The 11,684-nt window shown below is 58.6% G+C and carries 9 protein-coding genes and 1 pseudogene; 7 read left to right on the forward strand and 3 right to left on the reverse strand.

Annotation, left to right across the window (positions count from 1 at the left end; genetic code table 11):
• Window positions 1-17: 17 nt before the first annotated feature.
• The gene (locus tag KGA96_RS25415; RefSeq protein ID WP_311132827.1) at window positions 18-2,234 is read left to right on the forward strand and encodes a putative bifunctional diguanylate cyclase/phosphodiesterase; all 2,217 of its coding nucleotides are present in this window, start codon (window positions 18-20) and stop codon (window positions 2,232-2,234) included.
• Here KGA96_RS25415 and KGA96_RS25420 read toward each other — a convergent pair.
• The gene (locus KGA96_RS25420; RefSeq protein WP_046043989.1) at window positions 2,191-3,087 is read right to left on the reverse strand and encodes an NAD(P)-dependent oxidoreductase; all 897 of its coding nucleotides are present in this window, start codon (window positions 3,085-3,087) and stop codon (window positions 2,191-2,193) included. The two genes, KGA96_RS25415 and KGA96_RS25420, sit on opposite strands and share 44 nt — an antisense overlap.
• Before the next feature lie 196 nt (window positions 3,088-3,283).
• Between KGA96_RS25420 and KGA96_RS25425 the strand changes: the two genes are divergently transcribed.
• Complete coding sequence (locus tag KGA96_RS25425; protein ID WP_046043987.1) at window positions 3,284-5,479, forward strand: hypothetical protein; 2,196 nt, start codon at window positions 3,284-3,286, stop codon at window positions 5,477-5,479.
• Between the two features lie 295 nt (window positions 5,480-5,774).
• On the opposite strand, the gene KGA96_RS25430 is transcribed toward KGA96_RS25425, so the two are convergent.
• Window positions 5,775-6,080, reverse strand: coding sequence for a DUF2288 domain-containing protein (locus KGA96_RS25430; RefSeq protein ID WP_046043985.1), 306 nt, complete (start codon window positions 6,078-6,080; stop codon window positions 5,775-5,777).
• A gap of 350 nt (window positions 6,081-6,430) precedes the next feature.
• Here KGA96_RS25430 and KGA96_RS25435 point away from each other — a divergent pair, with 350 nt between their 5' ends.
• From KGA96_RS25435 to KGA96_RS25455, 5 genes are all read left to right on the forward strand, one after another.
• On the forward strand, window positions 6,431-7,558 hold the full coding sequence (locus tag KGA96_RS25435) for a branched-chain amino acid ABC transporter substrate-binding protein (RefSeq protein WP_046043983.1): 1,128 nt from the start codon (window positions 6,431-6,433) through the stop codon (window positions 7,556-7,558).
• A gap of 227 nt (window positions 7,559-7,785) precedes the next feature.
• Complete coding sequence (livH, locus tag KGA96_RS25440; protein WP_046043982.1) at window positions 7,786-8,709, forward strand: high-affinity branched-chain amino acid ABC transporter permease LivH; 924 nt, start codon at window positions 7,786-7,788, stop codon at window positions 8,707-8,709.
• Window positions 8,706-9,962 (forward strand): high-affinity branched-chain amino acid ABC transporter permease LivM, encoded by a 1,257-nt coding sequence (locus KGA96_RS25445; RefSeq protein WP_223515317.1) that lies wholly within the window; start codon window positions 8,706-8,708, stop codon window positions 9,960-9,962. The genes livH and KGA96_RS25445 overlap by 4 nt, the downstream gene beginning before the upstream one ends.
• Window positions 9,959-10,726 carry a high-affinity branched-chain amino acid ABC transporter ATP-binding protein LivG gene (gene livG / locus KGA96_RS25450; protein WP_046043980.1) on the forward strand — a complete coding sequence of 256 codons (768 nt, stop codon included), beginning with the start codon at window positions 9,959-9,961 and terminating at the stop codon, window positions 10,724-10,726. The genes KGA96_RS25445 and livG overlap by 4 nt, the downstream gene beginning before the upstream one ends.
• The gene (locus KGA96_RS25455; protein WP_046043979.1) at window positions 10,727-11,428 is read left to right on the forward strand and encodes an ABC transporter ATP-binding protein; all 702 of its coding nucleotides are present in this window, start codon (window positions 10,727-10,729) and stop codon (window positions 11,426-11,428) included.
• Window positions 11,429-11,471: 43 nt separating this feature from the next.
• Here the strand turns inward: KGA96_RS25455 and KGA96_RS25460 are convergent.
• A pseudogene (locus KGA96_RS25460) lies at window positions 11,472-11,684 on the reverse strand (IS4 family transposase); the annotation flags it as partial.

Genomic DNA, 11,684 nt, shown 5'->3' on the forward strand with positions numbered 1-11,684 from the left:
TAACGATGGGGCATGCTATGGAGTGGCTTGGTTTGCATTTCATTACCGAGCTACCAGAGAGCGGGCAGGTCATACTTAATTGCACACATGACCCTTTTCTGGTGCTGCTGGCTTATCTGGTCGCCTGTGTCGGCTGTTTCGCGACACTGGACATGGCCGAACGGGTTGCTCACGCTGAGAAATCCGCGTCCCAGGCGCTCTGGCGCTGGGTGGGCAGCGGATGCCTGGCCGGCGGTATCTGGGCCATGCACTTCGTCGGGATGCTGGCCTTCCAGGCGCCCATCGACCTTCACTACCAACTGCCTGTCACGCTGTTCTCGCTGACCATCGCGCTGCTCGCCGCGTGGCTGGCAATGCATACCCTCAGCCTCCCGGATTTGAGCTTGCAGCGGTGCCTCAAGGCATCGATCGGAGTCGGCCTGGGCATCACGACCATGCACTACGTGGGCATGACGGCCATGCACTCCAATGCCTCGGTCTATTACCATCCGGGCCTGTTCGCCTTGTCCATCGCGATCGCGATCGGGGCCGCGCTGGCCGCCTTGTTGCTGGCATGGTATCTGCGCGACGGCACCGGCATGCTGCATCAGCTTTTCAAATACTGCGCCAGCCTGTTGCTCGGGGCGGGCATCCTCTGTATGCACCTCACGGCCATGGCCGCCTTCAACCTGGTGCTGCCCAGCGACAGCCTGCCGGTGCAATCCGGCGAACACAGCCACCTGCAATTGGCACTGACCGTGACCGTCATGGCCCTGCTGATCATCGGCAGCAGCATCAGCGCGGCACTGGCGGACAAAAAGCTGCAACACAAGGACCACGACCTGCAACGGGTCAACTCCCTGCTCAGCCAACTGGACCAGGCGCGCATGTCGCTGCAACAGGTGGCGCACTACGACGCGCTGACCAATCTGATCAACCGCCGCGGGTTCAACCAGATCTTCGCTGAAAAACTCATCGAGAAAACCAACGAAGGCGGGATGCTGGCGGTCCTGTTCCTGGACATCGACCATTTCAAGCGGATCAACGACAGCCTTGGTCACGATGCCGGTGACGAATTGCTCAAAGTGCTTGCCGGGCACATCAAGAGCTCGATTCGCAGTCACAAGGACGTGGTCGCGCGCTTCGGTGGAGACGAGTTCTGCCTGCTCATCGACCTGCATGATCGTGAAGAAGCACGGCATATGGCCCAACGAATCATGCTGAAGATGAAGGAGCCCATCGAGCTGGCCGGCAGGCGCATGGTCATGACCACCAGCATCGGCATCAGCCTGTTTCCGGAAGACGGCAAGACCTGTGAGGAATTGTTGAAGAACGCCGACCTGGCGCTGTATCAGTCCAAGGGCAGCGGTCGCAACGGGCTGAATTTTTTCAGTGCCAACCTGAAAACCCGCGCCACACTCGAGCTGCAACTGGAAGAAGAGTTGCGCCACGCCCTGCGTGAAGACACCGGTTTGATGCTCTATTACCAGCCGATCTATGACCTCAAGACCGGTCAGGTCAGCAAGCTCGAAGCCTTGATCCGCTGGCAACACCCGGTCCACGGTATCCTCGTACCGGATCGTTTCATCGCCATCGCCGAGGCCAATGGCCTGATCGCCGAGCTGGACAACTGGGTGCTGCGCAAGGCCTGCGAGGATCTGGGCGAGTTGTCGCGCCAGGGCTGTGAAGACCTGAAGATCGCCGTGAACTGCTCCCCCCTGAACCTTGCGCGCGAAGAACTGGCCGATGAAATCGAATACGCATTGCGGGTCTCCGGTGTGGAGCCCCACCGGCTGGAACTGGAGGTCACCGAAAACGCCTTGATGGGCAATATCGCCAACACCCTGGTGTTGCTGCGGCAGATACGCGCCCTCGGCGTTTCGCTGTCGATCGATGACTTCGGCACCGGCTATTCATCCCTGGCCTACCTCAAGCGCTTGCCGCTCAACACGCTGAAAATCGACCGTTCGTTCATCCAGGACATTCCCAAGGCGACCCAGGACATGGAAATTGTCCAGGCGATCATCGTCATGGCCCATACCCTGCACCTGCAAGTAGTCACCGAAGGGGTCGAAACCTTCGAGCAATACCAATTCCTGGAAAACCACGGCTGTGACTTCGTTCAGGGCTATCTGCTGAGCCGGCCGGTGCCGCTGACCGAGTTGCTTCCGGTGCTGAACGAAATCAACCAGCGCAAGGACACCTACACCGTCACGACGCTGAGCCTGGCTCACGGTACATCTGCACTAATGTAGACGGGTCCTTTTCAAGGAAACCCTGACTCCCATGCAGGCGCATCAACTGCGCGGCCAGACCGCTGATCGGTGTCGCCGAGCCTTGTTCACGGGAAAACTTCACCGCTGTATCCAGATCCTTGAGCAACGTGCGCACGTGCCATTTGACCGGTTCGAATCGGTTTTCCGCCATCTGCGGGGCCAGGATCTGCAAGGGTTTCGAATCGGCAAAGCCGCCGGCCAGCGCTTCGGCGATCAGGCTGGCATCAACCCCGGAACGCTCCGCCAACGCGACCACTTCGGCAATCACCAATGCATTGCAGGCGACGATCATCTGATTGCAGGCCTTGGTCACCTGCCCTGCCCCGACGCCGCCCATGTGCGTCACACGCTGCCCCAGGCTCAACAGGACAGGCCGGACCCGCTCCAGATCCTGTACTTCACCGCCGACCATGATCGCCAGGCTTCCAGCCTCGGCACCGACCACGCCACCGGACACCGGCGTGTCGAGCCAGTCCATACCGGTTTTGCCGGCGAGTTCTGCGGCCATTTCCCGCGTGGCGTTGGGCTCCAGGCTGGAGAAATCCACCAGCAGCTGGCCTTTTTTTGCGCCCTCCACAACGCCTGCCGGACCAAACACCACCTCGCGTACGACCGACGTATCCGCCAGGCACAGCATTACCACGTCAGCGTGTTGGCACAGTTCGGCCGGGCTGGCGACCTGGCGTGCGCCTGCCTCCACCAGCGGCTTGCACTTCCCCGGATTGCGATTCCATACCGCCAGCGGATAACCCGCGGCCAGCAGGCGCCGGCACATCGGCAGCCCCATCAGGCCGATCCCGGCAAACCCTAGCGAAGGTAGCGTTGACATCATTTTGCCTCTTCTCGATTAAAGATCACCGAATATTGGCCGATTCATCATGACTTAGGAAAGGATTCACCCCGAGCAATGCTCAGGCTAACGACCAAGGCATGGTCCAAGTACGCGCTGAAAAAAGACGCGATTGTATTCCGTGACGGTTCGACGACATCGAGTCGGCCAACCAATCAGCCCAGGTAGATGGCGAACAATGACTTCTAAAAACAACCCGGCCACTGCGGTAACCGATCTGACGTTGAGCCCCGCGGCCAACAGCCCGTCATCACCGAAGCCATTGACTCAATCGCGCCCGTTGGCGACCCAGCAATACCTCTACTTCACAGAAACCAACACCGACCGCATCCTCGACAACCTCGACGGCCTGCGCGACATGGTGTTCCCGCGCGCACCGCACCTGGAAGGCGACAGCGAACAGCACAGCGATCAGGAATTCCCGTCGGTGTGCCTGATCGGCCTGGGCCGCTGCGGCTCGAACATTGCGCTGGACGTGGCGGAGCTGGTGTACAACGCTCGCAAGTTCTACCTCAACGAATTCAACAACGAAGATCGCCTGTCGCCTGACAAGCGTTTTGCCGAAAAGGGCTACAGCCCGGCCCAGTGGATCCGCAACAACCTGCGCCTGGGCCACAACAAAAACACCAAGCCGGTGTTTCTGGTCGAGCCGCTGGTGATGCTCGGCGACCTGGACAAGGACATCGCCGGCCGCATCCGCTTCTCGCGCAAGGGCGAAAAAAGCGGCTTCCTGCGTGATTACAGCAAGATGAAAATCATGGACTTGTCGGAAGTCCACGCTGGTGGCGCCGGTAACGCGCCGATCCTCGGCCAGTACCTGGCCAAGATCATCCTGAACAAGGACACCCAGCGTTTCTCCAGCCCCGACTGGAAAATGATTCACTCGTACCTGATCGACAGCTGCGGCATCAAGGCCAACCAGTCGCGCCTGTATTTCTCGATCTTCAGTGCTGGCGGCGGCACCGGTTCGGGCATGGCCTCGGAGTTCGGCCTGGCTCAGCAGCACTCGTACATGAACAAGACGTTCGACACCAAACCGATGGACGAGCACGACAGCAAGAGCGGCCACTCCTTCGTCTTCGAACCGATCTTCACCAGTGGCATCTGCGTACTGCCGAACATTTCCGATCACCGCAGTGAAATGTCCGAGGCGCTGCACATCAACGCCGGCCGCCTGTTGTGCAAATACCTGTCGGAAGAGTGGGACTTTTCCTACAACTTCGCCAATGAAGACAGCAGCGAAGCCAGCGTCATGGGCCGCATCCGCCCATGGAACGCGATGATGCTGATCTCCAACGACATCATGCGTTACGCCGAAGAGAACGATGACGGCAATATCCAGAACATTGATGTCAATGCCATGGAGAAGCATGCCAACCAGTACATCTCGCAGCAGATCTTCAACATTCTGACGGCGCAGGCGGTTACGACTGACTACGACCAGAACTATTTCCGTCGCGCCGGCATCGACATCGGCGAAACCATCCGCCTGGACGCCAACGACCTGTTCATGAGCCTGGCCGGCCCGGTGGCGATTGCCTACGCCGAGTCCGTGGTGCCGGAAACCCCGCCGCCGAGCAGCGACAAATTCAAGGTGTTCGAGAAAGAGCCGCAGCGCCTGAACATCGACGATCTGTTCTTCCGTTCGATCGACCTGCCGCACTTCAACAAGGTCACCCAGGCCATCGAAGGCATCAGCCTGTTGCCGATCGAGTCCAAGCGCTATCGCGCGTCGCTGGAGCAGTACAAGAACTCGGGCTACGACGCGGCGGCCCTGCATGACCTGCACTTCTTCAAGAATTGCTCGTCGGTGGTGTCGATCGTTTCCCTGCCCAAGGACTACAAGCTGTCCTACATGGATTTGAACCGGTTGAAGACTCATCTCAACAGCCTGTTCCCCAACACCACACTCAAGCGCTACGCGCTGGTGATCGGTGCTTCGGCCAACCTGTCGCTGACCACCCTGATCGCCAAGAGCCCGTGCCTGTCGGATGATTTCCTGACGCTGATCGTGGCCTTCATCAAACGCTGCTTCGCGAAAAACCCGTACCGCTTCGACGAGACCCTGGACAACTCGATCCTCGACTTCATCATCAACGAACATTTCGATGAAGACCGGATCGACGAGTTGCTCAACGAATTCGAGAACCCGGCGAAGATCCTCGATACCAACTGGTACGCGATCAAGCCGATGTACGAGAAAAAGTACCGTGAACTGATCAACGACAAGGAAAAATTTGTCTCGATCAACGACATCCGCCTGTCCCGGGATTGCGTGAAAAAATCGATCAAGTACCTGCGCGAGATCTACCGTCACCGCATCGGCAAGACCAAGGTTATTTCGTTGAATAACCATACGGGCAAGACGGCTTAACAAGACGGGAAAACTCGTCGCCCCGATCGCGAGCAAGCTCGCTCCCACAGGGATCGCATTCTTTCAGAGAGAACGCGGTCAACTGTGGAAGCGAGCTTGCTCGCGATGGCGGCCTTGAATTCACTGCAAATCAACATCCAGACACAATTGAGCAGGCGTTCAGTTGCCCTCTCAACTGTTCCCGTTACGTTTACGTCACCGTGAGGCTGTGGCCTTTCTCTACGGCAACATGCCATCACGCTACTCGGCTACACACTTTTCCCCCTGAAAGGAACGCACCAATCAAGTGCAACCTTTAAGCCTGCGCCCTTTCCTGGACCAGAATCCACGGCGAAACAACCACGGCCCACAGCTGCGGATCACGCTCAAAAAGATCCAGCGCCCGCGTTTCAGACAGCTTGGCGAGCTTGTCGGCGGCCAGCCAGGCAGCCACTTTCTCCCCTTCATCCTGGGCCACGGCCTCGGCGGCGGCGATCAGATCCAGGCCAGGATCGACCCACAATAGGGCACCCTTGGCGAAGAACGGCTCCAGCTCTTTCCAGGTAATAGATGCGGTTTCACCAAGCAGCTTGGCATAGAGGGTGCTAGGTTCTTGATTCATGGGACTGTCCGGAAAAGAAATCGACGTAGATGATAACGTCGGTGGTCTGGCAGAAAAACCCGGATGCAATTGAGTGACCGAAATGAAAAGCGCAGGAAAGCCAGGGAATGCACTGAATACGGCTATAAGCCCCTCAACACCCCGCCGCAATTCTGTCTTTTACTTTCAATAAAGCGACACTTGCAGGTTTTGTCCCCCGGCGCCGCCTTCCCAGGCTGACAATCGGCGCTCTACACTGTACCGGTACAGTTGCCGAGGGACTTTTCCGGGGAATGTCGCAGATATCTGACCCGGTTCTGCTGCTTTCGGCGCCAGGACTATAAAAACTACAACAGTAAGAGTGGAGCACTATGACTAAGGCTACTAAGCAGATTTCCAAACTGTTTGCCGCTATGGTTCTGGCCGGGGTTGCCAGCCATTCGTTCGCAGCTGACACCATCAAGATCGGCATCGCCGGCCCTAAAACCGGCCCGGTCACTCAATACGGCGACATGCAGTTCATCGGCGCCAAGATGGCCATCGAGCAGATCAACGCCAAGGGCGGTGTCGACGGCAAGATGCTCGAAGCCAAGGAATACGACGACGCGTGCGACCCTAAACAAGCCGTGGCCGTCGCCAACAAAGTGGTCAACGATGGTGTGAAATTCGTTGTCGGTCACCTGTGCTCCAGCTCCACCCAACCGGCTTCGGACATCTACGAAGACGAAGGCGTGATCATGATCACCCCGGCTGCCACCAGCCCGGACATCACCGCACGTGGTTACAAAATGGTGTTCCGCACCATCGGCCTGGACAGCGCCCAGGGCCCTGCCGCCGGTAACTACATCGCCAACCACGTAAAACCGAAAATCGTTGCTGTACTGCACGACAAACAGCAATACGGTGAAGGCATCGCCACTTCCGTGAAGAAAACCCTCGAAGGCAAAGGCGTCAAGGTTGCCGTATTCGAAGGTCTCAACGCGGGTGACAAGGACTTCTCCTCGATCATCCAGAAGCTCAAGCAAGCCAACGTCGACTTCGTCTACTACGGCGGCTACCACCCGGAACTGGGCCTGATCCTGCGTCAATCCAAGGAAAAGGGCCTGAACGCCAAGTTCATGGGGCCTGAAGGTGTGGGCAACGACTCCATCTCGCAAATCGCCCAGGACGCTTCCGAAGGCCTGTTGGTGACCCTGCCGAAGTCTTTCGACCAGGACCCGTCCAACAAGGCGCTGGTTGAGGCGTTCGCCGCCAAGAAACAGGACCCGACCGGCCCGTTCGTGTTCCCGGCCTACTCGGCCGTCGAAGTGATCGCCGAAGGCATCAAGACCGCCAAGAGCGAAGACACTGCCAAGGTGGCTGAAGCCATTCACAAAGGCACCTTCAAGACTCCGACCGGCGACCTGTCGTTCGACGAAAAGGGCGACCTGAAGGACTTCAAGTTCGTGGTTTATCAGTGGCATTTCGGTAAACCAAAGACCGAAGTTTCGCCTCAGTAAACTGGCTCCATGAGTAATAGAGCCCACTGCGCAAGCCGTGGGCTTTGTTTTACGAGGTTAATGGGTCAGAGTCCCGCGATCCGGGAGCTGACTTACCTGAAAATCTTAAAACCGTCACCAGCGGTTCGCTGGCAAACGCTCGTGCGAAGGTGGCTACAGACCACACAGCCCGGGCCGGAACATGACTCCACCAGTGAAATGCGTATCAGGTTTTTAGGAGCGTTGTAATGCCTGAGATCTATCACTTCTTCCAACAGCTGGTTAATGGTCTGACCATTGGCAGCACCTATGCCCTGATTGCCATTGGCTACACAATGGTTTACGGCATTATTGGAATGATCAACTTCGCCCATGGCGAGGTCTACATGATCGGCTCCTACGTGGCCTTCATCGTCCTTGCCGGACTGGCCATGCTGGGTATCCATTCTCTGCCACTTTTGATGACCGCCGCATTCCTGGCGACCATCGTTGTAACCAGTGCCTACGGCTACAGCATCGAACGGATCGCCTACCGCCCTCTGCGGGGCAGTAACCGCCTGATCCCGCTGATCTCGGCCATCGGCATGTCGATCTTCCTGCAAAACTCCGTACTGCTCTCGCAGGACTCCAAGGACAAATCGATCCCCAACCTGATTCCGGGCAGCTTCAGTTTCGGTCCGGGCGGAGCACAGGAAGTGCTGATTTCCTACATGCAGATCCTGGTGTTCGTGGTGACCCTGGTGGTGATGCTCTGCCTCACCCAGTTCATCTCGCGTTCACGCTTGGGACGTGCCTGCCGGGCCTGTGCCGAAGACATCAAGATGGCCAACCTGTTGGGCATCAACACCAACAACATCATCGCCCTGACCTTCGTTATCGGTGCCGCCCTGGCGGCCGTGGCGGCTGTATTGCTCAGCATGCAGTATGGCGTGATCAACCCGAACGCCGGGTTCCTGGTGGGCCTCAAGGCCTTTACCGCGGCGGTACTGGGTGGCATCGGCAGCATTCCGGGCGCCATGCTCGGTGGTCTGGTGCTGGGGGTGGCGGAAGCATTCGGTGCCGATATATTCGGTGACCAGTACAAGGACGTGGTGGCTTTCGGCCTTCTGGTTCTGGTGTTGTTATTCCGGCCAACCGGCCTGTTGGGGCGTCCGGAGATTGAGAAAGTATGACTAGGAATCTTAAACAAGCGCTGTTCAGCGCCCTGCTGGTCTGGGCCGTGGCCTATCCGGTACTCGGTCTGAAACTGTCCATCGCCGGCATCAACCTCGAAGTACTGGGTGCCAGTACCTCCACGCTGTTCATCATCACCGCCAGTTCGATGCTGATGTTCCTGCGGGTGCTGTTCGACAAGCAGTGGAGCACCATGATGAAGTCAGCGCCGAAAGGCTCGCTGGTTTCGCCGAAGGTCAGCCACTTCATGACCCTGCCCAGCACCCAACGCTGGGTCATCATGGGGTTGATCGTGGTCGCTCTGGTGTGGCCGTTCTTCGGCTCGCGCGGTGCGGTGGATATCGCCACGCTGATTCTGATCTATGTACTGCTCGGTCTGGGCCTGAACATCGTGGTCGGTCTGGCGGGGTTGCTCGACCTGGGCTACGTCGGTTTCTACGCGGTGGGCGCCTACAGCTATGCGCTGCTGTCGCACTACTACGGCCTGAGCTTCTGGATCTGCCTGCCCATCGCCGGACTGATGTCTGCGACGTTCGGCTTCCTGCTGGGCTTTCCGGTACTGCGTCTGCGCGGTGACTATCTGGCGATCGTGACCCTGGGCTTCGGTGAAATCATCCGTCTGTTCCTGCGTAACCTGACGGACCTCACGGGCGGACCGAACGGCATCAGCAACATCCCCAAACCGTCGCTGTTCGGCCTGAGCTTCGATAGAACGGCCGCCGAAGGCATGCAGACCTTCCACGAGTACTTCGGCCTGACCTACAACCCCGTCAGCAAGGTGGTATTCCTCTACCTGGTGGCTCTGTTGCTGGCGCTGTTCGCGCTGTTCGTGATCAACCGCCTGCTGCGCATGCCGATCGGCCGTGCCTGGGAAGCCTTGCGTGAGGACGAAATCGCCTGCCGTGCCTTAGGCCTGAACCCGACCGTGATCAAGCTGTCGGCCTTCACCCTGGGCGCCTGCTTCGCCGGATTTGCCGGTAGCTTCTTCGCCGCACGTCAGGGTCTGGTGACGCCGGAGTCATTCACCTTCATCGAATCGGCCACCATCCTCGCCATCGTGGTGCTGGGCGGCATGGGCTCGCAATTAGGCGTGGTCCTCGCGGCCGTCGTAATGATTCTGTTGCCCGAGCTGATGCGTGACTTCAGCGAATACCGCATGTTGATGTTCGGTGCCTTGATGGTGCTGATGATGATCTGGCGTCCTCAAGGTCTGCTGCCCATGCAGCGTCCTCACATGGAGCTGCGTAAATGAGCCGCGAGATCCTTAAAGTAGAAAATCTGAGCATGCGCTTCGGCGGATTGCTGGCGGTCAACGGCGTAGCCCTGAGCGTGAAGGAAAAGCAGGTCGTGGCACTGATCGGGCCCAACGGCGCCGGCAAGACCACCGTGTTCAACTGCCTGACCGGCTTCTACAAGCCGAGCGGCGGCAGCATCCTGCTGGACGGCGAGGCCATCGAGGGCCTGCCCGGCCACAAGATCGCCCTCAAAGGCGTGGTGCGTACTTTCCAGAACGTGCGGCTGTTCAAGGACATGACCGCGGTCGAGAACCTCTTGATCGCCCAGCACCGTCACTTGAACACCAACTTCCTGTCCGGCCTGTTCAAGACCCCGGCGTTCCGCAAAAGCGAACGCGAGGCCATGGAGTACGCCGAGTATTGGCTGGAAAAGGTTCACCTCAAGGAGTTCGCCAACCGTCCGGCCGGCACCCTGGCCTACGGTCAGCAACGTCGCCTGGAAATCGCCCGCTGCATGATGACCCGCCCTCGGATCCTCATGCTCGACGAACCGGCCGCCGGCCTGAACCCGAAGGAAACCGATGACCTCAAGGCGCTGATCAGCATGCTGCGTGAAGAGCACAACGTCACCGTGCTGCTGATCGAACACGACATGAAACTGGTCATGAGCATTTCCGACCACATCGTCGTGATCAACCAGGGCACGCCCCTGGCCAACGGCACGCCGGAACAGATCCGCGACAATCCTGAAGTGATCAAAGCCTACCTGGGGGAAGCGTAAATGCTGCAGTTCGAAAACGTTTCCACCTTCTACGGCAAGATCCAGGCCCTGCACAGCGTCAACGTCGAAGTCCGTCAGGGCGAGATCGTGACCCTGATCGGCGCCAACGGTGCCGGCAAGTCGACCCTGCTGATGACGCTCTGCGGTTCGCCGCAGGCCCACAGCGGCAGCATCCGCTACATGGGTGAGGAACTGGTCGGCCAGGACTCCTCGCAGATCATGCGCAAGAGCATTGCCGTGGTGCCGGAAGGTCGTCGGGTGTTTTCCCGCCTGACCGTGGAAGAAAACCTCTCCATGGGTGGTTTCTTCACCGACAAGGGCGATTATCAGGAACAGATGGACAAGGTCCTCGGACTTTTCCCACGCCTGAAAGAGCGCTTCGCCCAGCGCGGCGGCACCATGTCCGGCGGCGAACAGCAAATGCTCGCCATCGGCCGTGCGCTGATGAGCAAGCCCAAGCTGTTGCTGCTCGACGAGCCGTCCCTGGGCCTGGCACCGATCATCATCCAGCAGATCTTCGACATCATCGAACAGCTACGCAAGGACGGCGTGACCGTGTTCCTGGTCGAGCAGAACGCCAACCAGGCGCTGAAGATCGCTGACCGTGCCTACGTTCTGGAGAACGGCCGGGTGGTGATGCAAGGCACCGGTGAAGCCCTGCTGACCGACCCGAAAGTGCGCGAAGCGTACCTCGGCGGTTAAGCCATTGCGGTAAACAAAAAAACGGCCTTCGGGCTAATGCCAGTCAGTTAAGCTGACTGGCATTTTTATTTCTGATCGGATACTTCGGTGATTTGAGCCGGATGGCGCGAGGATAAATACGCTCCTCTCGCCGATGAGGCAGGACATAGTGCGGGGCTGAGGCATGAAGCTCGGCCAGGTACTTGGGGATGTTCCCGGAGCGGTCTGCCGAGACACTGTTGATAAACCCTAAAATCGCCCAGGTACACGCGCTAAA

It is taken from the genome of Pseudomonas sp. GL-R-26 (assembly GCF_019947365.1).
Classification (GTDB): Bacteria; Pseudomonadota; Gammaproteobacteria; order Pseudomonadales; family Pseudomonadaceae; genus Aquipseudomonas.

Excerpts from the sequence above, each read along its gene's own strand:
- KGA96_RS25455 (WP_046043979.1), top strand. The coding sequence starts at position 10,727 with ATGCTGCAGTTCGAAAACGTTTCCACCTTCTACGGCAAGATCCAGGCC.
- KGA96_RS25435 (WP_046043983.1), top strand. The coding sequence starts at position 6,431 with ATGACTAAGGCTACTAAGCAGATTTCCAAACTGTTTGCCGCTATGGTT.
- KGA96_RS25425 (WP_046043987.1), top strand. The coding sequence starts at position 3,284 with ATGACTTCTAAAAACAACCCGGCCACTGCGGTAACCGATCTGACGTTG.
- KGA96_RS25430 (WP_046043985.1), bottom strand. The coding sequence starts at position 6,080 with ATGAATCAAGAACCTAGCACCCTCTATGCCAAGCTGCTTGGTGAAACC.
- livH (WP_046043982.1), top strand. The coding sequence starts at position 7,786 with ATGCCTGAGATCTATCACTTCTTCCAACAGCTGGTTAATGGTCTGACC.
- KGA96_RS25445 (WP_223515317.1), top strand. The coding sequence starts at position 8,706 with ATGACTAGGAATCTTAAACAAGCGCTGTTCAGCGCCCTGCTGGTCTGG.
- KGA96_RS25420 (WP_046043989.1), bottom strand. The coding sequence starts at position 3,087 with ATGATGTCAACGCTACCTTCGCTAGGGTTTGCCGGGATCGGCCTGATG.
- livG (WP_046043980.1), top strand. The coding sequence starts at position 9,959 with ATGAGCCGCGAGATCCTTAAAGTAGAAAATCTGAGCATGCGCTTCGGC.
- KGA96_RS25415 (WP_311132827.1), top strand. The coding sequence starts at position 18 with ATGGAGTGGCTTGGTTTGCATTTCATTACCGAGCTACCAGAGAGCGGG.